The sequence below is a fragment of the Nonomuraea sp. NPDC050783 genome, assembly GCF_040802095.1.
Lineage (GTDB): Bacteria > Actinomycetota > Actinomycetes > Streptosporangiales > Streptosporangiaceae > Nonomuraea.
On the sequence record NZ_JBFAHK010000036.1, the window covers coordinates 1 to 26,908 of the forward strand.

28 protein-coding genes and 1 pseudogene are annotated in these 26,908 nt (G+C 73.7%); 11 read left to right on the forward strand and 18 right to left on the reverse strand.

The features are described 5' to 3' along the window. Positions 1-190: pseudogene (locus AB0H75_RS46285) on the forward strand (hypothetical protein); the annotation flags it as partial. 157 nt (positions 191-347) lie between these two features. Here the strand turns inward: AB0H75_RS46285 and AB0H75_RS46290 are convergent. Further along, complete coding sequence (locus tag AB0H75_RS46290; RefSeq protein WP_367807695.1) at positions 348-530, reverse strand: hypothetical protein; 183 nt, start codon at positions 528-530, stop codon at positions 348-350. Between the two features lie 79 nt (positions 531-609). Between AB0H75_RS46290 and AB0H75_RS46295 the strand changes: the two genes are divergently transcribed. Then, positions 610-1,674: a LacI family DNA-binding transcriptional regulator gene (locus tag AB0H75_RS46295; protein ID WP_367807697.1), complete on the forward strand. Its 1,065-nt coding sequence runs from the start codon at positions 610-612 to the stop codon at positions 1,672-1,674. Positions 1,675-1,710: 36 nt separating this feature from the next. Here the strand turns inward: AB0H75_RS46295 and AB0H75_RS46300 are convergent, their stop codons facing one another. Continuing rightward, the gene (locus tag AB0H75_RS46300; protein WP_367807699.1) at positions 1,711-3,282 is read right to left on the reverse strand and encodes a DUF4214 domain-containing protein; all 1,572 of its coding nucleotides are present in this window, start codon (positions 3,280-3,282) and stop codon (positions 1,711-1,713) included. 222 nt (positions 3,283-3,504) lie between these two features. On the opposite strand from AB0H75_RS46300, the gene AB0H75_RS46305 reads away from it, so the two are divergent. Together AB0H75_RS46305 and AB0H75_RS46310 are read left to right on the forward strand one after the other, a co-directional pair. Continuing rightward, positions 3,505-3,885: a hypothetical protein gene (locus AB0H75_RS46305; RefSeq protein WP_367807701.1), complete on the forward strand. Its 381-nt coding sequence runs from the start codon at positions 3,505-3,507 to the stop codon at positions 3,883-3,885. Continuing rightward, on the forward strand, positions 3,882-4,349 hold the full coding sequence (locus AB0H75_RS46310) for a MarR family winged helix-turn-helix transcriptional regulator (protein WP_367807703.1): 468 nt from the start codon (positions 3,882-3,884) through the stop codon (positions 4,347-4,349). The genes AB0H75_RS46305 and AB0H75_RS46310 overlap by 4 nt, the downstream gene beginning before the upstream one ends. An 82-nt stretch (positions 4,350-4,431) precedes the next feature. Here the strand turns inward: AB0H75_RS46310 and AB0H75_RS46315 are convergent, their stop codons facing one another. Together AB0H75_RS46315 and AB0H75_RS46320 are read right to left on the reverse strand one after the other, a co-directional pair. Next, complete coding sequence (locus AB0H75_RS46315; protein ID WP_367807705.1) at positions 4,432-5,160, reverse strand: hypothetical protein; 729 nt, start codon at positions 5,158-5,160, stop codon at positions 4,432-4,434. Positions 5,161-5,265: 105 nt separating this feature from the next. Then, positions 5,266-5,547 (reverse strand): hypothetical protein, encoded by a 282-nt coding sequence (locus tag AB0H75_RS46320; protein WP_367807707.1) that lies wholly within the window; start codon positions 5,545-5,547, stop codon positions 5,266-5,268. Positions 5,548-5,770: 223 nt separating this feature from the next. On the opposite strand from AB0H75_RS46320, the gene AB0H75_RS46325 reads away from it, so the two are divergent. Beyond that, the gene (locus AB0H75_RS46325; protein ID WP_367807709.1) at positions 5,771-6,481 is read left to right on the forward strand and encodes a hypothetical protein; all 711 of its coding nucleotides are present in this window, start codon (positions 5,771-5,773) and stop codon (positions 6,479-6,481) included. A 35-nt stretch (positions 6,482-6,516) separates the two neighbouring features. Then, a complete protein-coding gene (locus AB0H75_RS46330) occupies positions 6,517-7,353 on the forward strand; it encodes a hypothetical protein (protein WP_367807711.1) in 837 nt (278 codons plus the stop codon). 139 nt (positions 7,354-7,492) lie between these two features. Here AB0H75_RS46330 and AB0H75_RS46335 read toward each other — a convergent pair whose 3' ends face one another. Further along, on the reverse strand, positions 7,493-8,044 hold the full coding sequence (locus AB0H75_RS46335) for a MarR family winged helix-turn-helix transcriptional regulator (protein WP_367807713.1): 552 nt from the start codon (positions 8,042-8,044) through the stop codon (positions 7,493-7,495). Positions 8,045-8,535: 491 nt separating this feature from the next. On the opposite strand from AB0H75_RS46335, the gene AB0H75_RS46340 reads away from it, so the two are divergent. Beyond that, positions 8,536-8,943: a hypothetical protein gene (locus tag AB0H75_RS46340; protein WP_367807715.1), complete on the forward strand. Its 408-nt coding sequence runs from the start codon at positions 8,536-8,538 to the stop codon at positions 8,941-8,943. Positions 8,944-8,995: 52 nt separating this feature from the next. Here the strand turns inward: AB0H75_RS46340 and AB0H75_RS46345 are convergent, their stop codons facing one another. From AB0H75_RS46345 to AB0H75_RS46355, 3 genes are read right to left on the reverse strand one after another with little or no spacing between them, the layout of a single operon-like run. Continuing rightward, positions 8,996-9,592 carry a hypothetical protein gene (locus AB0H75_RS46345; protein ID WP_367807717.1) on the reverse strand — a complete coding sequence of 199 codons (597 nt, stop codon included), beginning with the start codon at positions 9,590-9,592 and terminating at the stop codon, positions 8,996-8,998. Beyond that, complete coding sequence (locus AB0H75_RS46350) at positions 9,589-11,115, reverse strand: ATP-binding protein (protein ID WP_367807719.1); 1,527 nt, start codon at positions 11,113-11,115, stop codon at positions 9,589-9,591. The genes AB0H75_RS46345 and AB0H75_RS46350 overlap by 4 nt, the downstream gene beginning before the upstream one ends. Before the next feature lie 7 nt (positions 11,116-11,122). Then, the gene (locus AB0H75_RS46355) at positions 11,123-11,788 is read right to left on the reverse strand and encodes a response regulator (protein ID WP_367807721.1); all 666 of its coding nucleotides are present in this window, start codon (positions 11,786-11,788) and stop codon (positions 11,123-11,125) included. A gap of 200 nt (positions 11,789-11,988) precedes the next feature. Between AB0H75_RS46355 and vanY-N the strand changes: the two genes are divergently transcribed. Continuing rightward, positions 11,989-12,708, forward strand: coding sequence for a D,D-peptidase/D,D-carboxypeptidase VanY-N (gene vanY-N, locus AB0H75_RS46360; RefSeq protein ID WP_367807723.1), 720 nt, complete (start codon positions 11,989-11,991; stop codon positions 12,706-12,708). Next, positions 12,636-13,520: a family 16 glycosylhydrolase gene (locus AB0H75_RS46365; RefSeq protein ID WP_367807725.1), complete on the forward strand. Its 885-nt coding sequence runs from the start codon at positions 12,636-12,638 to the stop codon at positions 13,518-13,520. The genes vanY-N and AB0H75_RS46365 overlap by 73 nt, the downstream gene beginning before the upstream one ends. Positions 13,521-13,612: 92 nt before the next feature. Here AB0H75_RS46365 and AB0H75_RS46370 read toward each other — a convergent pair whose 3' ends face one another. Continuing rightward, complete coding sequence (locus tag AB0H75_RS46370) at positions 13,613-14,173, reverse strand: dihydrofolate reductase family protein (RefSeq protein ID WP_367807727.1); 561 nt, start codon at positions 14,171-14,173, stop codon at positions 13,613-13,615. A gap of 108 nt (positions 14,174-14,281) precedes the next feature. Further along, entirely contained in the window at positions 14,282-15,469 is a 1,188-nt protein-coding gene (locus AB0H75_RS46375) for an MFS transporter (RefSeq protein ID WP_367807729.1), read from the reverse strand. 82 nt (positions 15,470-15,551) lie between these two features. Here AB0H75_RS46375 and AB0H75_RS46380 point away from each other — a divergent pair, with 82 nt between their 5' ends. Beyond that, entirely contained in the window at positions 15,552-16,130 is a 579-nt protein-coding gene (locus AB0H75_RS46380) for a TetR/AcrR family transcriptional regulator (RefSeq protein WP_367807731.1), read from the forward strand. A 61-nt stretch (positions 16,131-16,191) separates the two neighbouring features. On the opposite strand, the gene AB0H75_RS46385 is transcribed toward AB0H75_RS46380, so the two are convergent. From AB0H75_RS46385 to nhaA, 8 genes are all read right to left on the reverse strand, one after another. Continuing rightward, entirely contained in the window at positions 16,192-17,394 is a 1,203-nt protein-coding gene (locus tag AB0H75_RS46385) for an RNA polymerase sigma factor (protein WP_367807733.1), read from the reverse strand. Continuing rightward, positions 17,391-17,729, reverse strand: coding sequence for a YciI family protein (locus AB0H75_RS46390; protein WP_367807735.1), 339 nt, complete (start codon positions 17,727-17,729; stop codon positions 17,391-17,393). The genes AB0H75_RS46385 and AB0H75_RS46390 overlap by 4 nt, the downstream gene beginning before the upstream one ends. A gap of 29 nt (positions 17,730-17,758) precedes the next feature. Then, positions 17,759-18,157: a VOC family protein gene (locus AB0H75_RS46395; RefSeq protein ID WP_367807737.1), complete on the reverse strand. Its 399-nt coding sequence runs from the start codon at positions 18,155-18,157 to the stop codon at positions 17,759-17,761. A gap of 210 nt (positions 18,158-18,367) precedes the next feature. Next, positions 18,368-19,318: an alpha/beta hydrolase gene (locus AB0H75_RS46400; protein ID WP_367807739.1), complete on the reverse strand. Its 951-nt coding sequence runs from the start codon at positions 19,316-19,318 to the stop codon at positions 18,368-18,370. Beyond that, a complete protein-coding gene (locus AB0H75_RS46405) occupies positions 19,315-20,493 on the reverse strand; it encodes an FAD-dependent monooxygenase (RefSeq protein WP_367807741.1) in 1,179 nt (392 codons plus the stop codon). Before AB0H75_RS46405 ends, AB0H75_RS46400 begins: the two co-directional genes overlap by 4 nt. Continuing rightward, a complete protein-coding gene (locus tag AB0H75_RS46410; RefSeq protein WP_367807743.1) occupies positions 20,483-20,956 on the reverse strand; it encodes a GbsR/MarR family transcriptional regulator in 474 nt (157 codons plus the stop codon). Before AB0H75_RS46410 ends, AB0H75_RS46405 begins: the two co-directional genes overlap by 11 nt. Positions 20,957-21,075: 119 nt before the next feature. Beyond that, positions 21,076-21,522 (reverse strand): hypothetical protein, encoded by a 447-nt coding sequence (locus tag AB0H75_RS46415; RefSeq protein WP_367807745.1) that lies wholly within the window; start codon positions 21,520-21,522, stop codon positions 21,076-21,078. Positions 21,523-21,561: 39 nt separating this feature from the next. Continuing rightward, the gene (nhaA, locus tag AB0H75_RS46420) at positions 21,562-22,902 is read right to left on the reverse strand and encodes a Na+/H+ antiporter NhaA (protein WP_367807747.1); all 1,341 of its coding nucleotides are present in this window, start codon (positions 22,900-22,902) and stop codon (positions 21,562-21,564) included. A gap of 199 nt (positions 22,903-23,101) precedes the next feature. Between nhaA and AB0H75_RS46425 the strand changes: the two genes are divergently transcribed. Continuing rightward, positions 23,102-26,863 (forward strand): BTAD domain-containing putative transcriptional regulator, encoded by a 3,762-nt coding sequence (locus tag AB0H75_RS46425; RefSeq protein WP_367807749.1) that lies wholly within the window; start codon positions 23,102-23,104, stop codon positions 26,861-26,863. Positions 26,864-26,908 lie beyond the last annotated feature (45 nt).

Consider the following 26,908-nt stretch of genomic DNA (forward strand, 5'->3'; position numbering starts at 1 on the left):
CGGCATCGACCTGTACGTCCGCAGCGACGCCGGCCGGCTCGCCCACCTGGTGGCCCTGGTCGACTCCGGCGACCTGCGCGTCCAGGTCGCCCAGCACGTGCCGCTGGCCGAACTGCCGGCCGTGCACGCCCAGGCCGCCGCGGGCACGCTGCCCGGCGGCAAGACCGTCATCGTCGTGCCCACCGCCTGACACCCCGTCGTCCCCCTCCGACAGCAGGACCGGAAGGAAACGACCATGCCGCTCTCGCTCGATCCCGGGATCGCCGAGAGCCGGCCCCGATGGCCGGCCCCGGCGGCCGCGTTCGCGTCCTGGCGGCCGGTCCGCGGCGTTCGCGGGCCGTACGGCGTCAGGGGGTTCCGTACCTCGGGTCCAGCCGGTCGGCCGTCCAGCGGAGCGAGTGGGCCAGCCGCGCCCGGACCTTCGGGCGGCGCTCGCGGTGCGGCCTGCGGGGCGCGCCGGGCAGCGCCTCCCCGAGCGGCCCGCCGAGCCCCATCGCCGTCTCGTGAGCGAGGACTTGCATCGCGTCCATGGCCATTCCTCCTTCTTAATCAATTAAGACCTTAATTGATTAAGAGCGGGGTGGCAAGGACCCGGGATACCGTTGCCCCATGCCCAGGGTGACGCTCCAGACGATCGCCGACCGGCTCGGCGTGTCCCGGGCCACCGTGTCCTACGCCTTCTCGCGCCCTGACCAGCTCAGCGAGGGGCTGCGGCAGCGCATCCTCCAGGTCGCCGACGAGCTGGGCTACGCCGGCCCCAACCCGACGGCCCGCTCCCTGCGGCTGGGCCGGGCGGGCGCGCTCGGGCTCATCTTCAGCGAGACGCTGGCGTACGCGTTCGCCGACCCGTACGCGATCGGGTTCTTCCAGGGCCTGGCCACGGCCGCCGAGGACGCCGGGGTCGGGCTGCTCATCCTGCCGCTGCCGCACGGCGACCGGCGCAGCGAGACCGTGCGCGACGCGGTGGTCGACGCCTTCTGCGTGATGTCACTGCCCGACGGGCATCCGGCGCTGGCGGAGGTGCTGGCCAGGAAGCTGCCCGTGGTGATCGTGGACGAGCCGTACGCCGAGGGCCACCCGTTCGTGGGCACCGACGAGCCCGCGGCCGGCGCGGATGCCGCCCGCCACGTGCTGGAGCTCGGGCACCGGCGCCTGGGCGTGGTCATGGCGGGCCTCCACGAGGACGGCCACAGCGGCTGGGCCGGCCGCGAGCGGCAGGAGGGCGCGGTGTTCGCGGCCATGAGGGCGCGGCTCGGCGGCTACCGGCGGGCCTGCGAGGAGGCCGGGCTCGGGTGGGACGAGGTGCCCTTCTACGAGGTGGCGCGCAACTCGCGCGAGGCGGGCCGCAGGGCCGGGCACGCCCTCCTGGGCCGCCGGCCGCGGCCCACGGCGATCCTCGCCAACACCGACGTGCTGGCCCTCGGCGTCCTCGACGCCGCCGCCGACCTGGGGCTGGAGGTGCCGGGCGAGCTGTCGGTGGTGGGCTTCTCCGACAGCGCGGCCGAGGAGGCGGGGCTCACCACGATCCACCAGGCCAAGCAGGAGATGGGCGAGACGGCGGGCCGGCTGCTGCTGGCGGGCGCGGGCGCCGGGCCGGAGCGCCTGATCTTCCCTCACCGGCTGGTCGTCCGCGCCAGCACGGCGCCGCCGCCCGCCGGTCTCGGTACGCCGTAGGCCGGCGGCGCGGCCCGGGCCTCCCGCCCGGGCCTGTCAGTGTTGCGCGACGCAGCCGCGTCCTTGGGCGTCGACGAAGGTCACCGCAGCGGCGCCCGGCTGGAAGTCCCCGTCCTCGGCGTATCCGTCGGCGTCGTACCCGAAGGCGACGTGCGGGCACCCGCTGACGGGGCGGACCGACAGCCGGAGGTCGTTGCCCTGGACGCGCGCCCTGTTCATGCCCGTCACCGCGATGCCGGTGCCCACCACCGCGGTCAGCCCGTTCGTCGTGTTGCCGGTGACGGCGATCCCGGTGCCGGGGTCCGAAGCGTCGCCGAACCACGACCGCGTGCCCACCGCCAGGCCGATGTCCACATGGGTGTCAGGCCCCGTCCAGAAGGCGTTCTCCGCCACGCTCGCCCCGGTGAAGTCGTGCGTGGTGTTCCTGCTGTGCAGGCCGTCGACCCCGATCGCCCCGAACGCCGGGTTGCCGGCGTTGAGAACGAGGTTGCGGCGCACCGACGACCTCTGCGTCTCAGGGCTGGAGCGGAACAGCACGATGCCCACGTCGGTGGCGTCGATGATCCCGTTGCCCTCGATGAGGGCGTTCTCGCAGGCGACCGAGAGCCCGTCCGTCCACCGCTCTCCCACGTGCTCGGAGGAGTAGGCGGTGACCAGGTTGCCGATGATCTCCGTGCTCCGGCAGGGCTGGTTCTCGTAGCTGCCGAACGCCTGCAGGCTGGTCCAGCCGAGGCTGTTGGAGATCGTGGAGTCGCTCACCCGGGTGCCGTCACCGCCCATGAGCTGGATGTTGACGGCGTCCCTGGAGTAGTTCGCGGATGCGCCCCGCTGGCCGTCCACCCAGACGTTCATCAGCCGGCCGCCCGGCATGACGCGGATGACCGGGGCTCCGAAGGGGCCGGTGCGCACCAGCCTCGCCTGCAGCGCGTACTGGTGCGGGGTCGGCGCGCCGGTCGTGAGCAGCGTCCGGCCCGGCGGGACGACGAGCGTCCCGCTGATGCGCACGACCGCCTTCTGCGCCAGCGCGACCACGCCGTCCTGGGGCGCGGCGTCCAGCAGGGCCTGGAGCTGCTCGCCCGTGCCGCCGGTGAAGCCGGCCCCGGACGTGGGCAGCCGCGGCGCGGGGGTCGTGCCGAACTGGTAGCCGGAGGAGGAGCCGCAGATCGTGCGGGCGAGCGCCTCGAACTCACCGCTGCCCGTGAAGACGTCCACGAGCTGCGGCCAGGTACGCGCGCCGGTGGCGAGCTGGTCGGTGAAGTGTTCCAGCCCGCCCTGATCGGGCTCACGGTTGAGCGCGCCGCGGTAAAGGGTGAGCACCCTGGCCGCATGGTCGTACGGCAGCGCGAGGTACTCCGCCGAGGTGTAGAAGCCCCGCACCCGCTCGCCCAGTCGTTCGCGGCCGCATCCGTGCGTGGCGAAGTCGTCCACCATGCTCGCCCACCCGCCCGGATCCGGCATCCTGCCCAGGGCCTCGCTGTACATCTTCGCGAAGAACTGCGCCGGCACCGTCCCGGCCGCCGCCGCCCGGCCCGGACCGCCCGTCAGCGTCGCGCCGCCCGCGACGAGGGCCAGCACGAGCACGAGGACTCTGGTAGTGCCCAGGAACATAGGGGAGCCTGTCTTCTCTGGCCGGGCGCTCGCAGGGGCCGTCCGGCCGCAGGAGTGTCCGGCGATGCCGATCCGCACGTGATCCCGGCCATGTCTAGCCGATCGGGTCCTGCCCGGTAAAGCCGCTTTCCGGCCGTTCACCGCGTCATGACCGCCATTCTTCCTCCGGACCCGATCGGGGGAGCGGCCTCAGATGTATGCGGATCGCATATAGTTCCGGGTATGGACTCCAGCCTGGAAGCAGCGATCAACGAGTGGCACGCGAGCGTCAACGACGGCGACCCGCGGCGCGCCGCGGGGGCCGTCGGCGACCCGATCGTCGTCCTGGGCCCGAAGGGCGCAGGACCGATCACGCCCGCGCAGTTCGCGGAGTGGGTGGAGCGATCGGGGATCACCCTGATTCCCCGGTCCTGGCACCCGGTCAGCGAACGGCTGATGGTGGTCGAGGAGGACGCCACCTGGCCCGGGAGCACGCGGCCCACGCGGGTGGCGACGGTCTTTCGCGCCTCCGGCGGGAAGGTCACGGCCGCGCTGCGGCTGCCGGACCTCAGGTCCGCCCTCGAACTGGCCGCCGTCTGCCGCGAGATGGCGGCATCCGAGTGACCGGCCACGGCCCCGGCCAGGTCCTGTTCCACTTCGTCCGGCACTGGGCGCGCCGGCCCGTGACGGCGTCGGCGGCGGACGCCGGCGGCGACCAGGGCCGGCTCGTCCTGGTCTGCGAGGCCGTCCACGCCCTCGGCCGGCGCGGGACCCCGGCAACGGTCAACGCGATCGCGTACGAGATCGGGATCGACCAGAGTAGCGCCTCGCGGCTGGTCAAGAGCGCCACAGCGGCCGGCTACGTGCTCATGGCGGCATCCCCGGCCGACGGCCGGCGGCGCGAAGCCTCGCTCACCGCCGCGGGCCGGTCCATGCTGGACCAGGCTCATCGCTGGCAGGAGGAGATCTTCGCGCGGTTGACCGCGGGCTGGAGCGACAAGAGGCGCCGCGACTTCCAGCAGGCGATGACCGACCTGATGGACCGCTCCTACGCGCTGGACGCACCAGCCACGCGAACGCTCCGGTGAGCGGCGAGGGACGCCGCCGCCGGGTGGAGCCTCGCGCCGGAGGTGTCCCTCGGGCTGGGGTCAGCGGTACCGGATGGCGGGGTCAGCGGTACCGGGTGGTCACCGTGCTCGGGTCCGGCGCCTTGATCGAGACCTTGGCGCCCCACCCGGTGTAGCGGCTGTCGACGGTGACCTCGTTGAGCTTGCCGTCCTGGGTGATCGTGTACGACGTCCGCAGCCGGTTCACCAGGCCCGAGGAGCCCAGCGTGAGGGTGTAGGACATCTTGATGCCGTCGTACTCCTTGCCGACGCCGGCGGCGGCGACCCAGGCCGAGACCGCCTTGAGCTCCTTGAGGGTGATCGAGCCGGTGACCGCGTTGCCGCTCCTCGCGCCCTTCTTCATGAGCGCGGCCAGGGTCGTGGGCTCGGCCGGGTTGAGCCACTGGGCCCAGGAGTCGGGGATGGCGCCGCCGACGCTCTTGAGCCAAGTCTTGCCCTTGGGGAGCACGCCCTCCAGGACGCCGCCCGAGTAGTAGCCGGTCCTGCCGATGGAGATGACGCGCTCCCGCTCGTCGCCGTAGTCCATCGTGAGCTCGAAGGCGGCCACGCCCTTCTTGCCGAACTGGAAGGTGCCCTTGGCGTCGCGGGCGCCCATCTCGTCGAGGCCGTCCCCCCAGGTGACGGTGTCGGTGAAGCGTACGCCGTGGCCGGGCGTCATCGTGGCCTTGAGCGCGCTGACGGGGTCCTTCGGCGCCGCGTGCGCCGCGTGCGCCGGAACGGCGACCAGCGCCAGCACGCCGCAGGCCACCACTAAGGTGATCGTCTTCTTCATGGGAAGCGATCGTGCCGCAGGGAGATCACAACCTGGAGTCACAACCGTCCCGGGGGACGATCGTTATCCCAACGTTGGGTGCGCGTCCGGCGCCCCGCCCTCCTCTCAGCAACGGTGGCCGTTGAGCCAGTCGATCGTCGGGTTGTAGACCACGTTCTGGCAGAAGTAGCTGCCGGACGGGATCGTGATCGTCCCGTAGGTGCCCGAGCCCGAGCCGGTGCACCCGCTCGCGACGATGATGTAGCCCACCAGATCGGACACGAGGAGCCGGGTGCCGGTGGAGCAGGTGTAGTTGGCGTCCATGGCCGCGGCCGGGGCGGTGGTCACGGACAACGCCAGGGCGGCCGACGCGGCGAGGACGGCCGAGCGCTTGAGCAAGGAGGTCATGAGAGCCCTTCCCACGGAGGATGTGGCCGGTGCGTGCCTCCTTACCCGGCCCCCTCATGCCCTACCTGGCAGGCGGTGTCCAGAAGCGGCCACCCGCTCCGCCTGCGGCACGCCGCTCGCAGCACTTCGACCAGTCGTTCGACAGATTCGATGTCGGAGACGCCGGGAGATCGTTGCTCGTGTCGCCTGCGACCGCAGGATGACGAAGCCGGAAGGAAAGAGCATGACCGCAAGCAACGCGGGAATTGTCAGACGTGCCCGCTGGGCGCCGGCGCTGGGGACGATGTGCTTGATGGCGCTGGGGATCGCCGGCGCGGGCCCGGCCTCCCCGGCACTGGCCGACGCACAGAGCCCTCCCTCGATGTGCTTCGACGGGCCTGACGACTGCCAGCCCCAGGATTTCGACAACATGTTCCGCACGAAGAACACGCCGTGGGACTGTCACGGCAACAAGACCCTCCCGAGGAGGTTCTGCCAGACCGACAACAGCACTCTCACAGTCTGGCGTCAAAAATCTGTCGCGCCTTCCGGATGGACCCGGATCAAGGAGGTGCTGAAGGACGACTTCGACGCGAGGACGGATCTGAAGGTCAAGTTCGTCAGGAAACCGGTGTACACCGGCGACGCGGAAACAGACGTCATTTACAAGAAGCCCGAGAAGTTCCCGGCCGGCGTCGTCGCGTTGACCTGGTGCGACAACAGGGTTGACGAGCTGAAGTGCGACCAGCACTACGTCCTGCTGAAAGGGGCCACCCCCTCCAAGGAGCTCGCGTGCCACGAAACCGGGCACGCGGTCGGCCTCACCCACGGCAACCGCGCCTATCCCGCGGTCAGCAACGAGGACAGCCGGCTGGGGTGCCTGCGAACTCCTCCCCGGGTGGGCGTGCAGACACTCGGCGGGCACAACCGCAGGATGATCAACAAGACCTACTGAGTCGGGGGCATCAAATGAGAACTCGTACGAGTGTCATGGCCGGCGTGCTCCTGCTCGCGCTGGCCGGGACGATAGGGGCGGCTTCCGCCGCCACCGGCCACTCCGGCCCCGCCGTCGGAGCCAGCGCCGCCGCGGACGACGGCGAAGAGGCCGACCTGATCGTCGCCCAAGGGACGCCCCGTCTGCCGCACGCCAGACTCGCGGACTGGGTGGGGTACGCGGACCATGTGGTGGTGGCCAGAGCCACGTCGGAGACGGAGGGTACGCCGTCCGAGGAGGAGGTCGCCGCTGGAGAAGGCTACATCGGGCGGACCGTGCGCATGACGGTCACGAAGACTGTCTGGTCCCGGAAACTGGGCAGCGGTTGGTGGCCGGCGCCGCCGGCCGGTTTCTCGCTCGACGTGGCAGGCTGGGAGTTCACCGGTGAGACCCGGACGCAGCTCGTCATCGAGGGTGCGCCGCGGGTCGAGGTGGGTCATACCTACATCATTCCGCTCGCACATGAGGAGGGCGGGACGTACGCTCCACTCGCCGCCCAAGCGATCCTTCCCTACGACCACGGGGTGATCGGTCGCGGGGAAGCCAAGGGCGTCTTCGCGGGGGAGGAGTCCCCCCTCCAGCTCGCTCTGCAGTCCAAGGACGAGGCCGCGCTGGTGGGGTCTCTCGGCTCCGCCCGGCCCGATTCCCTGGTGGCCCAATATGCCTCCCTCGACCCGGACGCCCGGTGGGCGAAGGTGTCCGCCGAGCTCGCGGCGCTCGATCCCACCCCCGAGGAGGACACGGCCGATCACGGTGAGGACGAGACCAACGTGGATCCGTGGAATGGCGCGGAGGACAACGTCGAGGAGAATCCGGACGATGTGAGCAACTGACGTAGGGCCAGCGCCGCCGATCGTCCAGACCTCATGCACCGGGGGTGCCGCCGAAAGATGAACTCGGCGACACCCCGCCCACACGGGCTTCACCGTCGAGCGGTCCTGATCGGCGGGCGGTTCGTCCGGTGCCGCGAGCTCAGCCGCGCCGGCGTGCCGGGGGAGTCGCGTCCGTCGCCGGGGGACGGTCGGGGCGGTTGCGGGCGGCGCGGGGTTTGGCGGAGCGCGGCGGGTTGGCGCGCATGTGCGCGCGGACGCGGGCCAGCACGCCGCCGAGCGCGGCGAGGTCCTCGTCGCTCATCGGGTCGAACAACAGCCCCCGCACCTGGTCGACGTGGCCGGGAAGCACCCGGGCGACCAGCTCGCGGCCGGCGTCCGTGACGGTCACGATCACGCTGCGCTCGTCGTCGGGCGAGGGCGAGCGGGTGATCAGGCCCCGTTTGTCCAGCAGGCCCGCCTGGTAGGTGAGCCCGCTGCGGCTGTAGACGACGCCGTCGGCCAGGTCGGTCATCCGCAGCCTGCCCTCCGGCGCGTCCACCAGCCGGGCCAGGATCTGGAACTGCACGTAGCTGAGGTCGCCGTCGGCACGCAGGTGCTCCTCCACCGCGTACTGGAGGAGGCTGCTGACCTCCATCAGGGCGAAGTACGCACCGAGTTGCTCGGTGTTCAGACCGGTTGCCGGGTCGCTCACGCCACCCACCCTACTGCTTCGAATTCGCATCGCCCGGAGCCCGGAGCCCGGAGCCCGGAGCCCGGAGCCCGGAGCACCGCGCGCCGCCGCTCGCCGGCCGGGCCGGGTGCTGGTCGTCACCGGGCGTCATCGTGCCTCCCCACGCTCGCGCGCCAATCCGCCGGACAGCCTAACCGCGCCGGGGACGGCTCGAAGCGGCCGTCGTCCTCACGTGTCCTCGCGGCCGATCACGGAGGACGGGACACGACCCGGGACTCCGGCCCGTCCGGCTCGACCGGCTCGACCGGCGTGAGCGTGGGGGAGGGGAGGGGCTGGTCGGCGCGTGGCGCGGCGGTCGTGTCAGGGCGGCGGCGGCCCGGTGTCAGCGCGGCGGGGGAGGGTGCGTGCCGTGAACGGTCCGGCGGTGTGCGGCGACCGCGTGGCGCCGGCCGTCCGTCCGTCCGCCTCGCGTGGCAGGTAAGCGTGACAGGTAAGAAGGAGCACACACCACCATGTCCGGCACCCTCACCCACCAGGACAGGATCACCCTGCGCACCGCCGCCTACGGCGCCGTCTCGCTGATGGCCGCCGCGGACGCCGCCGGCAGGCCCCACCGGACCGCCAGCGACGGCTCCATCGCCCTGGGCTGCGCGACCGGCCTGGTCGGGCACGTGCTCGCCGAGTGGCCCAAGGGCGTGAACCTGCGCGGCAGGACCGTGGCCGAGCTCGCCGAGGTCGTGTTGCCGGCGCTGACCGCGGCCATGCACCTGCTCGGGCGGCAGGCGCCGGCGGAGGCGGGCAACTTCCGCGACACCGTCCTCGTCGCCGTGCGGACGGCCGCCCGGACCCACCAGGGCGAGCCCGCCCCCGTCCTGGCCGGCATGATCCGCAGCATCACCGGAGCCCTCGACGCCGCCTGACGACGCCCGGCGCTCCTTCCGATCGGCTGCCGGCACGGTGCCGGCCGCCCGGTCACCGCGGGCAGCGCGACGGACCTGGACGCCGCACGCCGGCGCCGGCCACGGTGATCCGAGTGGGGTCCTCCTGCGACGTGGCGGCGGCGGCCGTGCACACGATCTGCTCGACGGCCGGCGGCGGCAGCTCGCCGGCCGTGGGGGACGGGGTCACCACCAGGTGGCCGGCCGCGTCCATGGTCAACGAGAACGGACCGGCCTCGGGCGGGACGTCGGTGCTCAGCCCGCGCGCCTGCTCCTGCGTGGTGGGCCCGGACGCCAGCAGCGCGAGCGTGTCCACCAGGACCAGCGGGCCCCCGGGGCGGGTCACCCGGCTGAGGCGGCCGTCCTTCACCAGGTAGAGGGTGACCGTCGCGGGGGAGAAGAGGGGCCCGCTCGGCGGATCGCCGGCGGCGATGACGTCGCTGGGCCGCACACCGCACCCGGCCACGGCGAGCAGCGACGCGAGTACCGCGGCCAGCAGCCGCGCGCGGACCGAGGCCAGAAGGGACGTGGCCAGAAGGGACGCGGCCGGCAGGGACGTGGCCAGAAGGGACGCGGCCGGCAGGGACGCGCGTTCGGCCGTGAGCACGTGGTGGGGGAGTGCGGGCCTCATGCGGGACCTCCGTCCGGGCTTGCGCCCCGGCCTGCATCCGGGCCTGCGTCCGGGCCGGGGGACCGGCGTGGCAGGCGCAGGGTGAAGACGGCGCCGCCGTCCGGGGCGTTGGCGACGGTGAGCTCGCCCCCGTGCAGGCGCGCGTTCTCCCGCGCGATGGCCAGGCCGAGACCGCTGCCCTCGGACCTGGCCCGGGCCGCGCTGGCCTTGTAGAACCGGTCGAACACGTGCGGCAGCACCGTCGCCTCCAGCCCCGGCCCGTGGTCGCGGACCTCCAGGACGATCCAGCCCGCGTCGGCCGACAGCCGTACCGACACCGGCGGCTCGCCGTGCCGCAGGGCGTTGCCGACCAGGTTCGCCAGGATGACGTCCACCCGGCGCGGGTCCAGCCGCGCCGTCACCCCCTCGGGGAGCTCGGCGTCCACCCGCTCCGGCCAGCCCCGGGTGCGCAGCGTGGCGCGTACCAGCTCGGCCACGTCGATCTCGTTCAGCGCGAGGGCCGCGACGCCCGAGTCGAACCTGCTGATCTCGATGAGGTCGTTCACCAGCCCGGTGAGGTTGAGCGTCTCCTGGCTGACCAGCCGCGCGGCCCGGCCGGCGGGCTCGGGCAGCCCGGCCGCCTCCTCGTCCAGGACGTCGGCGACCGCGGCCAGCGCGGCCAGCGGCGTGCGCAGCTCGTGCGACACGTCGGCCACGAACCGGCGGGCGTCGGCCTCCATCGCGCGCAGCTGCTCGACGTGCCGCTCCAGCTCGGCGGCGGTGTCGTTGAACGTGCGCGCCACGTCCGCCAGCTCGTCGGAGCCGTGGACCGCGATCCTGGTCCGCAGCTCGCCCTGGCCCAGCAGGCGGGCCGCCCGGCCCAGCTCGCGCACCGGGCGCAGCACGCTGCGGGTGGCCAGCGACGCCAGGACGACCGCGAAGGCCAGAGCCATCCCCCCGGTGAGCCAGGCGGACGCGGCCAGCTCGTCGATGCTGCGCTGCTCGGAGAACAGGTCACGCGGGACGTAGACCTCGATGCCGGACGGCCGCGTCCCCCCGCCGCGCTCGGTGATCATCAGCGACGTGCCGACGATCAGCCAGGGCCGGCCCTCCCACAGCACCCGCTGCCACGCGGTGCTGCCGCCGGCCACCGCCCGCCGCAGCTCCGGCGAGATCACCCGCGCGTCCAGGACCGGCGGCCTGCCGCCCGGCTTCCTGCGCCCCGGCGGCGGGGGAGGCGGCGGGGCCGGGGGGAGCTGCGAGTGCGTCCCGTGGTAGAAGGCGACCGCGAAGCCGTTCGGGTCGGCGGCGGTCCTGGCGATCTCGTCGAGCTCGTCCGGGTCCGGCGCCGGGGTCCGCAGCGGGTAGAGCGCCTGCAGGCGGCCGGTCACCGCCTGGACCGCGGCGTCCTGGGTCCGTTGCAGGATGGCGTTGCGGGCCTGGACGTAGCCGCCGCCGGCCACCGCCGCCGCGGTGACCACGCACAGCAGCGCGAAGGCGAACACCAGCCGGGCGCGCAGCCCCAGGCTCGGCCGAGCTGCCATCGGCGGGTCACACCGGCCCGAAGCGGTAGCCGAAGCCGCGCACCGTCTGCACGTAGACGGGCGCCGCCGAGTCGTCCTCGATCTTCGCGCGCAGCCGCTGCACGCAGGCGTCCACCAGCCGCGAGTCGCCGAAGTACCCGTGCTCCCACACCGACTCCAGCAACTGCTGGCGGCTGTGCACCCGGCCCGGCGTGCCCGACAGCTCCAGCAGCAGGCGCAGCTCGGTCGGGGCGAGGCTGACCGGCTCGCCGCGGCGGGCGACCACCAGCGCGGCCCGGTCGATGGTCAGGTCCCCGTACCGCTCCAGCTCCGCCTGGTCGCGGCCGACGCGCCGGAGCACCGCGCGGATGCGCGCCTCCAGCACCCTGGGCTGAGCCGGCTTGACGACGTAGTCGTCGGCGCCCGCCTCCAGCCCGGCCACCACGTCCATGTCGTCGCCGCGCGCGGTCAGCATGATGATCGGGGTGTCCCCGGCGGCCCGGATGCGGCGGCAGACCTCGAAGCCGTCCATGCCGGGCAACATCAGGTCGAGCACGACGACGTCGGGGACGTCCGCGCGCAGCCGGTCCAGGCCCTGCTCGCCGGACTCCACCGCGCGCACCCGGTGCCCGTGCCGGGTCAGGGCCAGCTCAAGGCCCTCCCGCACAGCCGGGTCGTCCTCGATCAGCAACACTCGCGATACACCACCGGGTTTCACCGCACACTCCGTCACTCGCCCGCCGGTCGGTCCTGCCCACTCTCGACCGGCCGTGTCCCCGTCCCGTCAGCGCCATGTCATGGTCGTGTCACGGCCGCGCCGGCGGCGACCGCCGTCGACAAACGGTGACATACGGCTGACAACCTGCGCACATCCGGCGCCAATCGTAGTTCGCCATGAACGAACCACGCACCATCCCGCCCCGGCTCCGGGACCGCCTGTACGCGGCGCTCACCCTGGTGCTCGCCGCGCTGCTGCTGCCGGCGGCGTTCGCCCGCCGCCCCGGCCACGCCCGCGAGCTGGCCTGCCACTGGGCACTGGCCCTGCGCTTCCCCGCCGAGGACCTCACCGGGCTCACCGACGGCACCAGGGCGGCGTTCAGCGCGGCGCGTACCGAGGCACTGTGGCGCCACCGCCAGCTCATCGGCCTCACCTCGGGATACCGCGACCCCGCCGTCCAGCAACGCATGTTCGAAGAAGAGGCACGCCGCCGCGGCTCGGCCACCGCGGCCCGCATGCTCGTCCTGCCGGCGGCGGAATCACCCCACGTCAGAGGCATCGCACTCGACGTACGACCGCACGAGGGCGCGCGCTGGCTGGAGGAACACGGCGCCCGCTACGACCTCTACCGCATCTACGACAACGAATGGTGGCACTTCGAGCACCACCCGCAACGCCGCGGCACACCACCCCGGCGCCTGGCCCACCCCGGCGAGCGCCGCACCGGCTGGACGCCCGCCACCCCGGCCACTTACGATCTTGAACCCGCCGCCGAGAAGACCCCCCGTCCCCGGCTCGGCCCTCCCCGAAGAGAAAGGACCACATGTCCGAACGAACGATCGACCGCCGCACCCTCCTCACCCGGGGATCGGCAGCGGCCGCGGGCGGCGTCCTAGGACTCCCGCTCCTCCCGTCCGAGGCCGGCGCCCAGACCCGCACCCGCGCCCGCCGCACCGCGGCCACGTGGGAGAACCTCGTGGACAAGTCCTCCTTCAGCAGCACCACGGCCTTCACCCGGGAATGGAACCACGGCTACCCCTGGGGCACCACCCACAACGGCGCCGCCAAGATGCTCAGCAGCAAGGTCTCCCTCTCCGGCGGCGTCCTCACCCTGACCGCCACCCGCCTGAGCCAGCCGGACGGGCAGAGCGAGAGCGAGCCGCACGCACCCATCTGGTACCACTCCGGCACCGTGCACGCCAAGGAACAGATCCTCGTCAACGACCAGTTCCCCGAGTACGACATCCAGGGCGAGTTCCGCACCCAGACCGGGCAGGGCATCTGGCCCGCCTTCTGGACCACCGGCATCTACCCCGACTGGCCCCCGGAGAGCGACATCCTCGAGTACGTCGGCGACTCCACCAACCTCTTCAACACCTGGACCAAGCAAGCCGGCGAGAACGACCCCGCCGAACGCCACGAGCTCAGCGGCCACGACCCCGCCACCTGGCACACCTACCGCGTCTGGATGGAGAAGGACGGCGACGACGTCCTGCTCGACTACTACTTCGACGGAACCTGGAAGGCCGGCCACCGCGGCGTCGGCTGGGCCGGCATCCCGCAGTACCTGATCATCAACCTGCAGATGGGCTCCTGGGCCTCGGGCATCGAACCCGGCGACCCGGCCTGGAACCGGCAGCCGGGCCCCTCCGGGAACACCACCTTCCAGGCACGCAACGTGTGGTTCGGCCGCACCCGCAACTGGTAGACCACCCACCGCCCCTTCCCGCCGGCACCCGCACGCAGGACCGGCACCGGCGGGAAGGGACGACATGCCGGGCCACCACCAGGCCACCGCCGTCACACACGCTCGTAGCGCGTCACCACCACCTGCCCGTCACAGGTGCGCGACTCGACCAGCCGCAGGCCCAGCCGCCCCCCGCCCGGCACGAACAGCGGCCGGCCACCGCCCAGCACCACCGGATGCACCGCGACGTGGTACTCGTCGATCAACCCGTGCCCGGTGAGCGCGGCCGCCAGCCCCGAGCCGCCCGTCAGCAGCAGATCCTTGCCGTCCTGCCGCTTGAGCTCGGCTACCTGCCGGGCCAGGTCGTCACCGATGATCCGGTCGGCCCAGTCGTCCCGCTCCAGCGTCCTCGAAAAGACGATCTTCGGCGTGGCGCGCCAGCGCGGGGCGAACGCCGCGACGTGCGGGTGGTCCGACAGCGACTCGGCCCGCGGCCAGAAGGCCACCATGCCCTCCCAGACGCCGCGCCCGTACAGGAACGTGTCGCAGCGGTCGCTCAGCGCCTCGGAGTACGCCGACAGTTCCTCGCCCATCACGGGCCAGTCGAACGCGCCGCCCGGACCGTCGATGTGGCCGTCGACCGAGGCGTGTACCCAGAAAATGATCTTACGCATGTCCCACTCCTGTTCTCCTTGCCTGCACCCCTGAGTCGGAGCCACGACGCCGTTCTCTACATCCGGGCGGAAGATTTTTCTCCGAAAGAGCGATACCAGACAGAAGCTTCATTCTGTCTGGTTAAAGCGGCGGGCGAGCCAGAAGAGAACGAGGGCGACCAGCTCGACACCGGCCGCCACGGCCGGCAGCCAGCCGCTGCCGTGCCCGGCGAGGACGAGCCCGCCCGCGGCGCCTCCGCCCGAGACGCCGGCGTAGACGGCGCTGCTGTTGAGCGCGAGCGCCTGCGGTCCCGCGGGCCCGGCGAGGGCGAGCAGGCGGGTCTGGGCGGGTGGCGGGATCCACCAGGACACGCCGGCCCAGACGGCCAGCAGGGGCAGCAGCGCCATCAGGGGCACGGGGCGCAGGAGCCAGCAGGCGCCGAAGGCGGCCATCACCGCCGTGAACCCCACCACTCCGGTGACCAGCGCCCGGTCGGCTCCCCACCGGTCGGCGGCCCGTCCGCCGAGCTGCCCGCCGGCGAAGCCGGCGAGGCCGGCCAGCGCGAACACCCAGCCCAGCTCGGCGGGTCCGGCTCCGGCCAGGTCGTGCAGGAACGGCGCGAGGTAGGTCAGCACGATCATGCTGCCCAGCACGATCGCGACGATCCCGAGCAGCCCCAGCAGCACCTGCGGCCGGGCGAGCGGTGCTATCCGTTCCCTGATCGGCATGGCGGGGACGGGTGGTGTCTCGGGGAGGGTCGCGCGGAGGGCCGCCAGGGCGAGCAGTCCCAGTGCTCCGCCGGTCCAGAAGGTGGCCTGCCAGCCGAACGCGCCGCCCATCCAGGTGCCGATGGGTACGCCGAGCGCGAGCGAGCCGGTCAGGCCGCCCATGACCAGGGCCAGGTAGCGGCCCTGGCGTCCTTCGGGGGCGAGGGTGGTGGCGATGGCGTATGCGGTGGGGACGACGGCCGCCGCGGCGATCGCGGCGAGCACGCGTAGTCCCAGGAGCAGGGCGTAGGAGGTGGTGAGCGCGGCCGCCCAGTTGGCCAGGACGAACAGGGTCAGCGCTCCGGTGAGCAGGCGGCGCCGGGGCCAGGTGGCGGTGGTCACGGAGGCGATGGGTGCGGTCAGCGCGAAGGCCAGGGAGAAGGCGGTGACGAGCTGTCCTGCGGCGGCCTGGCTGACGCCGAGGTCGGCCGAGATGGCGGGCAGGACGCCGGCGATGACGTAGTCGTCGGTGGCGAAGGTGAAGGTGGTGAGGACCAGGGCGGGCAGCCAGGCGGGCAGGCGGGCGCGTTGGGGTGCGGTGGCGGGCATAGGTGTCCCCTCGATAAAGGTAACGACTGTTTCCCAGATAGGGTAACAGTCGTCACCTCAATGACGTCAAAGGGATTCAGCGATGGCCAGGACCGCCGACCCGCAGCGCCGCGCGGAGCTGCTCGACCAGATCGTGGACTACCTGGCCGGGCACGGCCTCTCGACGTTGTCGATGCGTCCGCTGGCCCAGCACCTGGGCAAGTCCACGCGGGTGCTGACCCACCACTTCGCCGACAAGGAGGCCCTGCTGTCGGCGACCATGGAGCGCCTGGACGAGCGGCACCGGGCCTGGCTGCGCTCGCTGCCGGGCTGGTCGGGCGCCGACAGCGTGGGCACGATCGTCCGGCGTACCTGGGACTGGCAGACGCGGGAGGAGAACCTGCCGGTCGCCCGGCTGATCCACGAGATCGAGGGGCTGGCCGTGGCGGGCAGGCTGGCGGGTCACGTGCCGAGGCTGCTGGCGGACCGGTCGGAGTTCGTGGCGGGGCTGCTGCGCGAGCGGGGCCTCCGGGAGGCCGACGCGTCGCGCATCTCGACGCTGGTCAACTCGGCGTACACGGGGCTGCAGATCGACTTTCTCACCACCGGCGACCGCGAGCGGGTGGAGGCCGCGCTGGACCAGCTGTGCGCCCTGGTGGACGAGTGGGTGGCCGCCGCCTGAGCCGCCCGCGGCGGCTCAGGCGGCGGCCGGCGCCGGCGGGCCGGGCGGGACGCCGCGCGGGTCAGGTCCATTGCAGGCGTTCGGTCAGCAGGGCCTGCTGGGCGGGGTTGGCGGTCAGGGCTAGGGCGCGCTCGTCGGCCTGGCGGGCCTGTTCGGGGTGGCCCAGTGCGCGCAGCAGCTCGGCTCGGGTGGCGTGCAGCAGCGGGTAGCGCTCCAGCTCCCGGTCCAGGCCGGCCAGCTCGGCCAGGGCCGCGTGCGCTCCTTTCACGTGGCGCAGGGCGACGGCGCGGTGCAGCCGGGTGACCGGCGAGGGCGCCAGGTGCAGCAGCATGTCGTACAGGACGAGGATCTGCGCCCAGTCGGTGTCGGCGAAGGTCTCGGCCTCGGCGTGGCAGGCCACGATCGCCGCCTGCAGCTGGTACGGCCCCGGCCGGCGGTGGGTGCGGGCCGCCCGGGTCAGCAGCGCGGTGGCGTCGGCGATGGCGGCGCGGTCCCACAGCGAGCGGTCCTGGTCGGGCAGCAGCACCAGCCGTCCCGAGGGGTCGAAGCGGCCCGCGCCGCGCGCCCGGTGCAGCCGGATCAGCGCCAGCAGCCCGGCCGCCTCCGGCTCCTTGGGCAGCAGGCCGGTCAGCAGCGCGGCCAGCCATTCCGCCTCCTCCACCAGGTCGCGGGCCTGGGCCCGGTCGGCCGTGCTGGACAGGTAGCCCTCGTTGAACAGCAGGTAGATGACCGCCAGCACGGCCTCCAGCCGCTGCGGCAGGTCCTCGGCGGCGGGCAGGCGGTAGGGGATGCCGGCTTCGCCGATCTTCCGTTTGGCGCGGGTGATGCGCTGGGCCACGGTGGTCTCGGGCACCAGGAACGCGGCGGCGATCTGGGCCGTGCCGAGCCCGCACACCACCCGCAGCGTCAGCGCGATCCGCGCCGCCCGGGACAGCGCCGGGTGGCAGCAGGTGAAGATCAGCCGTAGCCGGTCGTCGCGCGGCGCGGGCTCGGGCAGGTGGGTCCGGGCGAGCTTGGCGCGGTGGTTGGACTCGCGGCGCAGGACGTCCAGGCCGCGCCGCCGGGCCACCGTGAACAACCACGCGTCCGGCCGCTCGGGGATCCCTTCGGCGGGCCAGCGGCGCAGCGCGGTCTCGATCGCGTCCTGGACCAGGTCCTCGGCGGCGGAGAAGTCGCCCAGCAGCCCGACCAGGGACGCGGCGAGCCGGCCCGCGTGCTCGCGTACCACGCGGGCCAGCACCTCCTCGTGCGCCGGCTCGTTCACGAGGCGGGGCGGATCTCCACGATGGGGCAGGCCGGCCAGGAGCGGGCCAGCTTCAGCGCCTCGTCCAGGTCGGCGACCTCGACCTCGGCGAACCCGCTCACCACCTCCTTGCCCTCCACGAACGGCCCGTCGGTGATCACCGGCTCCCCCTGGCCGAGCCGCACGGTGGTGGCGGTGTGGACGGGCGCCAGGTGCGTGTGGTGGGTGATCTGGTCGGCGTGGTCGGCGAACCACTGTCCCACCGCGGCGTAGGCGGCCTCGCGGTCCAGCTCCCCCATCGCCTCCAGCCGCTGGGCGAACTCCTCGGTCTCGACGAACATCAGCACGTACTTCATGCCGGGCTCCTTTTCGACGGTCGGGCCGGTCAGCGGGCGGGAAGGGCGGCGTACAGGTCGACGCCGTTGCCGTCGGGGTCGGCCACGGTGGCGTAGCGCATCCCCCAGAACGCGTCGAACGGCTCGGCCATCCCCCGGTGGCCCGCCTCGACGAGCTCAGCGTACGCGGCGTCCACCTCGGCCGGGGTGTCGAACTCGAAGCACAGCAGGGTACGCGGCCCGCCGGTCGGCGCGCTCCAGCCGGGCAGGAACGGCGTGCGGAAGCCCTCGGTGTCCAACATGAGGTGCAGGCCGTTCGGCAGGTCGCAGCCGGCGTGCTCGGGCGCGTGCTCGTCGATCTTGAACGTGAGGCCGAGGCGGGCGTAGAAGGCGATCGAGGCGTCCAGGTCGGACACCACGAGGTCGATCGTGTTGAGGGTGGGGTGCATGACGCGCTCCTTCGGGCTGGTTCGGTCGCTCCTCACCTCTACAGACGATCGGCGGACCCCTGGATCCGACAGCCGGCCCGGAAAGCGGAACAGTGCGGCCGCCGGGGGGAGGCCGGCGGCGATGTCGGTGCTGACGCGCGGGCCCCCGCCGGGGTCAATCGCCATGAGGCGATGACAGCCCGGCGGGGGCATGCGGTCACAGCCGGACGATCACCGGGGGGCGAACTCGGGGCGCAACCCCCTGGCGCGTACCTCGTCGGCCGGCGGGGAGGGCACGAACGGCTCCGCCTCGACCAGGTGCCGGCGGAACCATTCGGCCGCGAGGCTCATCGCCTGGCCGAGGCCGGGCTCCACGGACAGGCCGCGCTCGTCGTACGGCAGGATCTCCAGGCGTTTGGGCTCGCGGGCGCGGTCGTAGGCGGCCAGGACCTCGTCGATGTCGTGGGTGAGGTCCTCGCGCCCGGTGACCATGAGGAGCGGCCGGGGGGCGACGCGCTCGATGAACGCCTCCGGCGCCCATTGCAGCACCTGCGCCAGCGACTCGGCCTCCACCTCGTCGTCGAACGTGGGGTAGACCTCCTCGGCCAGGCGCAGGTAGTCCACGATGTGCGGGTCGCCGGTGCCGAGCAGCGGCATGCGGATCCCCTCCCCCGTCTCCTGGCGCCGCCGCAGGTCCTCGTCGACGACATCCAGCATCGCCTGGACGCCGGCCCGGCCGCGGGCCTTCTCCATGGCGCGCCAGCCGTTGAACATGCTGGGGTTCTGGCAGGCGACGCATTTCACCCGGCGGTCGAGGGCCGCGGCCTGGATCGCCACGGTGGCGCCCAGGCTGTGCCCCCACAGCCCGATCCTGGCGGGGTCCACCTCGGGGCGGCCTTGCAGGCAGGTGACGGCGTTGCGGACGTCGTCGACGTAGCGGTGCGGGAAGACCTGGCCGCGCGGGCGGCCCTCGCTGGCGCCGATGGTGCGGTAGTCGATCGCGAGGACGGCGAAGCCGGCCCGGACCAGGTAGGCGGCGCCGGGAGCCAGCGCCTCCTTGACCATGTGGACGCTGTGCCCCATCACCACGCCGGGCACCGGCCCGTCGGCTTCCGGCGGCAGATAGAGGTCGGCCGCGCAGTGTACGTCGCCGCTGCGGAACCTGAGGTGCTCGATCGTCATCGTGTGCCTTCCGTGGACAGAGCGGGAGGAGCCCACTCCCAGAGCCGGGCGCTCTTGCGGCGGGCCACGCCGGAGGAGGCCAGGCGGGTCATCGTGGTCATGAGCCGGTAGGTGGCGCCGCTGGTGGACAGGCTGAGCCTGGGGTCGGTCCTGGCCATGCGCTGCACCTGCTGGGCGCGGGGGCGGCGGGCCCGGTCGTAGCGGTTCAGGGCCTCCTGGACGGAGCCCGTCCGGGCCGCCGCGGCGGTCTCGGCCGCGAGCACGACGGCGTCCTCCAGCGCCTGGCAGGCGCCCTGGGCCAGGAAGGGGGTCATCGCGTGGGCGGCGTCGCCCAGCAGCGCGACGCGGCCCTCGGCGTAGGAGGGCAGCGGGTCCAGGTCGTAGATGTCGTGGCACAGCACCGCTTCGGGCGGAGTGGCGGCCAGCAGGGCCGGGATGGGCTCGTGCCAGCCGCGCATCCTGGCCGCCACCTCGCCGAGATCGTCGTCGAAGCGCGCGCCGGGCCGCTCCTGGCGGACGGTGAGGAACCAGAACACCCGCTCGCCGGTCAGCGGGTGCGCGCCGAACCGGGCGCCGCGGCCCCAGGTCTGGAACCCGCGCACCGCCCGGACCGCGCCCGGCTCCGTCACCCCGCGCCAGCACAGGATGCGCTGGAAGACGGGGCCGGGCGCGTCCGGCCAGACGGCGCGGCGTACCGCGCTGTGGATGCCGTCGGCCCCGACCAGCAGGTCGGCGCGCGTCTCGGCGCCGTCACGGCAGGTGACCGTGACGCCGTCGCCGTCCTGGCGGACGCCGGTCACCTCGGCGCCGGTGCGGATCCGCCCGGCCGGCACGTGCCGGGACAGCACGCGTTGCAGGTCGGCGCGGTGGTTGGCGAGCAGCGCCGGGTCGGCGTCCGGCTGGAACCGCATCAGGTAGGTGCCGTCCGGCAGCCGCATCGTGGCGCCCGCCTCGGTGGGCACCGAGCACGCCCGGAACTCCTCGCCGACGCCCAGGGCGTCGGCCGCGCGCAGCGCGTTGGGCGCGAACGACCAGCCGGCGCCCACCTCCCCCAGCTCCGGGGCCCGCTCCAGCACGGTCACGTCCCATCCGCCGCGCAGCAGGCCGACGGCCGCGGCCAGCCCTCCGATCCCGGCCCCGGCCACGATCGCGCTGCGACCCCGCTCACGCCTCATCGGTGTCTCCCTCGCGTCGCGGCCCCGGCATGCTCGCGAAGGCCTTGTCCATCCAGTCGAAGACGTCGTGCGCCGCGCGCAGCCGCCCGGTGCGCGCGGGATCGGAGCCGGCCAGTTGCATGCCCGCCGCGGTGATCTCGCGGAACGCGGCCAGGCCCGCGACCCTGCGCCGGACGACCCGCTCCCAGGCGTCGTCGTCCACCCGGTAGTAGTGGGTCTTCTGTCCCGGGCGGGTGCGGCGGCGTACGAACCCGGCGTCGATGAGCAGGCGCATGCTGGTGGCCAGCGACGCCCTGCTCGCGCCGATCGCCTCGGCGATCTGGCCCGCCGACTGCTCGGCGGGCTCGCAGATCATCAGCCAGGCCAGCACGCGGCCGGCGATGGGGGGCACGGCGTACTCGTCGGTGCAGAAGACGGCCGCCTGCTCCACCCACTCCAGGACGCGCTCCCGGTCGTCCGTCATTCCAGCCACCTGTCGTTATCTTCCATAATATTCAGTATGTACTGAACATAGCGTAAAGACAAGGGATGTTCGCGAGGGGAACGGTCCCCCGGTCCCCCGGTCCCCCGGTCCCCCGGTCGTCACGGCCGTCCTTCGCCGGCGGGCCCGGGCCGCCCGAAGGGGCCGGCGGTCTGGTCGAGCCGTACGGCGAGGCGCTGGAAACGTTGCTGGGCGGCCTGCGGGCTTTCGAGGGCGAGGGCGTCGGCGACCTGCCGCCACGTCAGGCCGGCCCGGCGGGCGGCCGCGACGGCCTGGTACTCCATGCTGTCGATGGAACGCCGGATCGGCACGATCATCTGCAGCGCGTCCGCCAGGTCCTCCGGCCCGACCTCGGGGGCGCCGTCGCCGGGGTCGTGAGCGGCCTCGAGGACCAGGCGCACCAGCTCCGTGGCCGGCACCGGCGGCGCGGCCGGGTCCTGCGGGCGTGGCCGGTCGCCGGTGCCGAAACGGTCGAGCAGCCGGGTGCGGGCGGCGTGCGCGGCCATGAGGCGGCGCCGGTAGTCGTCATGCGAAGCGGTGATGTCCATGACACCACCATGCGCTTTCAACGATCCGTTGACAACAGATTATTGATGCTCCTGCCCCGCGACCGCGCGCCGGTGGACCCGCCCCCGCAGCCCCAGGATCACCGCGGCCAGCAGCGCCGCCCCCAGCGAACCGGCCAGCACGGCCACCTTCACCTGCTCCGCGCCGGCCGGCCCGAAGGCCAGCTCGCCGATCAGCAGCGACACGGTGAACCCGACGCCGGCCAGGACGGCCAGCCCCGCCAGGTCCAGCCAGGCCAGGCCCTCGTCCAGGGTGGCGCGGGTGAAGCGGGCCACCAGCCAGGTCGCGGCCAGGATGCCGAGCGGCTTGCCGGCCAGCAGCCCGGCCAGGACGCCCACCACGACCGGCTCCGCCAGCACTGCGGCCAGGCCGTCCGGGCCGCCGAAGCTCACCCCGGCGGAGAGGAACGCGAAGACGGGCACGGCCACGCCCGCCGAGACCGGCCGGAACCGGTGCTCGAAGTGCTCGGCCGGCCCGGCGCCGGGGTGCTCGGCCGGCCCGGCACCGGGGTCCTCGGCCGGCCCGGCGCCGGCGGCCGTCCCGCCCGCCCTCTTGCGCGCCAGGACCGGGACGGTCAGCGCCAGCAGCACCCCGGCCACGGTGGCGTGCACGCCCGAGGCGTGGACCAGCGCCCAGGCGGCGAACGCCACCGGCAGCAGCAGCCACCACGACCGCACCCCCCGCCGGACCAGCACGGCGAAGGCCGCCACGGGCACGGCGGCGGCCAGCAGCGGCAGCACCGCGAGCTGCGCGGTGTAGAAGACGGCGATGACGAAGATGGCGATCAGGTCGTCCACCACGGCCAGGGTCAGCAGGAAGGTCCGCAGCGCGGCCGGCAGGGAGCGGCCGATCACCGCCAGCACGGCCAGCGCGAACGCGATGTCGGTGGCGGTCGGGATCGCCCAGCCCTCGGGCGCCCCGGCGGGCCCGGCGATCGCCAGGTACACCAGCGCGGGCACGGCCACCCCGCCGAAGGCCGCGGCCACCGGCACCGCCGCCCGCCGCGGATCGCGCAGGTCACCCGCGAGGAACTCGCGTTTCAGCTCCAGCCCCGCCACGAAGAAGAAGATCGCCAGCAGGCCGTCCGCGGCCCAGGTGGCCAGGTCGAGGTCGAGGTGCAGCGCGGCGGGCCCGGCCCGGAACGCGCGCAGGTCGTGGTACGCCCCCGCCCACGGCGAGTTCGCCCAGACCAGCGCCGCCAGCGCGGCGGCCAGCAGCAGCGCGCCGCCGATGGTCTCCTTGCGCAGGATGTCGGCGACACGGCGCGCCTCGGGCCAGGTGCTCCGGCCGGGCAACCGCGGCGCGGGGCGGGCCGGCGGGGACGCCGCGGGACGGGAGGAAGGGGCCGGGGTGCCGGGCATGGAGCTCCGTTCGGGACGGGGACGGGCTGTCAATCCGCCGACCAGACTTCCCGGCACACCTCCTGACAACTTACCAAAAGACGTATAAAGCGCCGTAAATCCGCGTGTTCCATCGGCTCCCGGCCGTCGTCACTAGCATGGAAACGCCCGACAAGATCACCGCCGGCGGGACCGCCACCACACGCCAGGGAGACGCTCTATGACGTTGCGGGAGTTCCTGCTCGCCTACCGGAGACGAACCGGGATCACGCAACAGGAGCTGGCCGACCGCGCCGGGCTGAGCGTCCGCTCCCTCCGCAACATCGAACAAGGCGCCGTCCTGCGGCTCCACCAGCGCTCCAAGCAGCGGCTCGCCGAGGCCGTCGGACTGTCGGCCGCCGAGCTCGACCTGCTCCAGCGGACCGGCACGGCACCCGACCGACCGGCGGCCGCCCCCGCCGTACGCATCGACGTGCTGGGCCCGCTGACCATCCGCGTCCGCGGCGACCTGATCGAGCTCAAGCCCCCCGCGCAGCGCCGCCTGCTCGGACTGCTCACCCTCCGCGCCGGCGAGGTCGTCACCCACACCGAGATCGTCGACTTCCTCTGGGAGGAGGACATCCCCGCCTCCTACCTGAACCTGGTACACGGCCACGTCTCGCGGCTGCGCCGCTTCCTCGCCGCCGCCGGCGCCGGCCAGGAACTCATCGGCCGTTCCGGCGCCGGCTACCGCCTCCACCTGGAGGCGGGACAGAGCGACCTGCTGGAGTTCACCGCCCTGCTCGCCCGCGCCGCCGCCGACCGCGCCGCGGGCCGCCCCGAGGACGCGCGGCGCGGCTACGAGCAGGCGCTGTCGCTGTGGCGCGGACAACCGCTGGCCGACCTCTCCGCCCACACCTTCCAGCACCCCATGGTCGTCGCCCTCGCCCAGCAGCGCCTGACCGCGGCACTGGAGTACGCCGACCTCGTCCTGGAGCACGCCGACCCCGGACCGGCCCTGGAACGGCTGCACCAGGTCGCCGCCGCCGAACCCCTGCACGAAGCGCTCAACGCGCGGATCCTGCTGGCCCTCGCCGCCTCCGGCCAGCGCGCCGCCGCACTACGCCTCTACGACGACCTGCGCGACCGGCTCAGGACCGAGTTCGGCATCGACCCCGGCCCGGAGCTGCGCGACGCCCGCGCCCGCGTCCTGTGCCAGGACGGCCCCGCCCCCCGCGACGGCACCCCCGCCCCGGCCCTGACGCCGGCCGCCACGACGGCCCCCGCCCAACTCCCCCCCGACCTCGCCGCCTTCACCGGCCGCCAGGAGCAGATCGGCGTGCTGAACGCCTACCTGTCGGCCCCCGACGCGCCACCGGCCGCGGCCCGCGTCGCGGTGATCAGCGGCACCGCCGGAGTGGGCAAGACCTCACTGGCCGTCCACTGGGGCCACCACGTACGGCACCACTTCCCCGACGGCCAGCTCTACTACAACCTGCACGGCTACTCCGAGAGCGCCGCCAAGACCCCCGCGGACGCGCTGGCCGGCTTCCTGCTCGCGCTCCGGGTGCCCCCGCAGACCGTACCGCTCGACGCCGAGGCCCGCAGCGCGCTGTTCCGCTCCCTCACCGCCGAACGCCGCATGCTGCTCGTGCTGGACAACGTGACCGACCCCCAGCAGGTCCGCCCGCTCATCCCCGCCAACCGCGACAGCGTGGTCGTCGTCACCAGCCGCCACGACCTGTCCGGGCTGAAGGTCCACGACGACGCGCTCATGGTCGAGCTGGACGTCCTCGACGCCGAGGAAGCCGTCGCCCTGCTACGACGGGCACTCGGCCCGGCCGCCGGCGACGTGCCCGCCCACCAGCTCCAGCAGCTCGCCCGGCTGTGCGCGTACCTGCCGCTGGCGCTGCGGATCGCCGCCGCCAACATCAGCCGCGGCGTCTACGCCACCGTGCCGGAGTACATCACCGCCCTGCGCGAGGGCGACCGGCTGGCCGAACTCGCCATCGACGGCACCGCCAGCACCGCGGTCCAGGCCGCCTTCGAGCTGTCCTACCGCGCGCTGCCCGCCTCCACCGCGCGGCTGTTCCGGCTGCTCGGCCTCGTACCGGGCACCGACTTCAGCGCCGAGGCGGCCGCCGCCCTGACCGGATCGAGCCTCGCGCGCATCCGGCCGGAGCTGGCACGGCTGGCCGGCGCCAACCTCGTCGACCGGGTCGGCCCCGGCCGCTACCGCTTCCACGACCTGCTGCGGCTCTACGCCGCCGAGCGCGCCGCCGCGCAGGAGAGCCCCCGCGACGCGGCCGAGGCGAGGCAACGCCTCTACGACTGGTACCTGCTGGCCACCCGGGCCGCCGTCGAGCGCAGCCACCCCCACTGGGGACGGCTGCCCCTGGAACCCGCCCCCGACGGCATGCCGGTCCCCGCGTTCACCGACCTCGCCCCCGCCGCGCGATGGCTGGCCACCGAGCACCGCAACCTGGTCGCCGCCGTCCACGCCGCCGCCCGCTCCGGCCCCAGACGCTCGGCGTGGCTGCTCATCGACACCATGCGCAGCCACTTCTGGGCCAGCGGGAACATGGCCGACTGGATCCCCTCCGCCCGCGCCGCCGCGGCGGCGGCCGAAGCGGAGGGCGACCTCACCGGACAGGCCGCCGCCACGCTGGCCCTGGCCGACGCCCACGCCTTCCAGGACCGGCGCGAAGCCCTCCCCCTGTACGAGCAGGCGCTCGCCCTCGCCCGGCAGGGCGGGTGGAAGGCCGGCGCGTCCTCCATCGTCAACAACCTCAGCGGCCACCACATGCGCTTCGGCCAGGTACGGGACGCCGTCAGCTTCCTCCTGGAAGGCATCGCGCTCGACGAGGAGGACGGCCGGACGGCGTGGCTGGGCGTCAAGCACGTCAACCTCGCCGGCGCCTACGCCCAGCTCGGCCGGCTGGCGGACGCCTTCCGCCATCTCGCCACGGCCGCCGAGCTGCACCCGGACCTCGACGGCATCCTCGCGCTCAACCTCGGGGAGGTCTGCCACCTGCGGGGCGACTTCCAGGCCGCGCTGCGGTACCTGGAGCAGGCACGCGCCCGCAGCGTCCAGGCGATGGCCCCCGTGGTCGAGCTGCCCACCCTGGCGGTGCTGGCCGAGGTGCACGCCGAGCTCGGCCGGTACGACACCGCGCTGGCCCTCGGCCAGGAGTCCCTGACGCGCGGCCGCGACCTGAACGACCGCCACGCGCTGTCGCTGGCGCACAACGCCCTCGGCAAGCTGCACCGCTACACCGGCCACCCGCGCCAGGCCCTGGAGCACCACCAGCGCGCCGCGGAGATCGCCGGCGACGTCCACCCGGCGATCACGGGCACCGCCCTGGTCGGCGCCGCCACCGCCGCCGGCGCACTGATCAGGACCGACGCCGGCGCCGGGACCGGCGCCAGAACGGGGAGCCGGGCCGAGCTCGGGACCAGGACTGGCGCCGGGAGCGGGACCGGGGTCGGGACCGGGGTCGGGGTCGGGACCGGGAGCCGGGTCGAAGCGGGGGCCGAGGCGGTCACGTTCGCCGAGCGGGCGCTCCGGCTCGCCCGCGAACGCTCCTCGCGCGTCCTGGAAGGCCAGGCCCACACCGCGCTCGCCACCATCGCGCTGGCCACCGGGAACCGTGCCGAGGCCGCCCGGCAGGCGCGCACCGCCCTGGAGATCCACCGCGAGACCGGCCACCGGCTGGGCGAGGCCCACACGCTCCACACGCTCGGCGAGGCCGTCACGGGCACGGCCGGAGCCGCCCACCGGCGGCAGGCCGAGCAGATACTGCGGGAACTCGGCGTCCATTCCGTACCCCGACCCGGCGCCGAGCCCGGCGCCCAGCCCAGCGCCGATTCCGGCGTCCAGCCCGGCGCCCAGCCCGGCGCCGGTTCCGGTGCCGAACCCGTAGCCGAGTCCGGCGTCCAGCCCGATGCCCAATCCGGCACCGAGTCCGGTGCTGGGACCGGCGTCGAGCCCGGTGCCCGGTAGCCGGGTCGGAGTCGGTGAGGCTGCGGCTGCCGGTCCAGCTCCCGT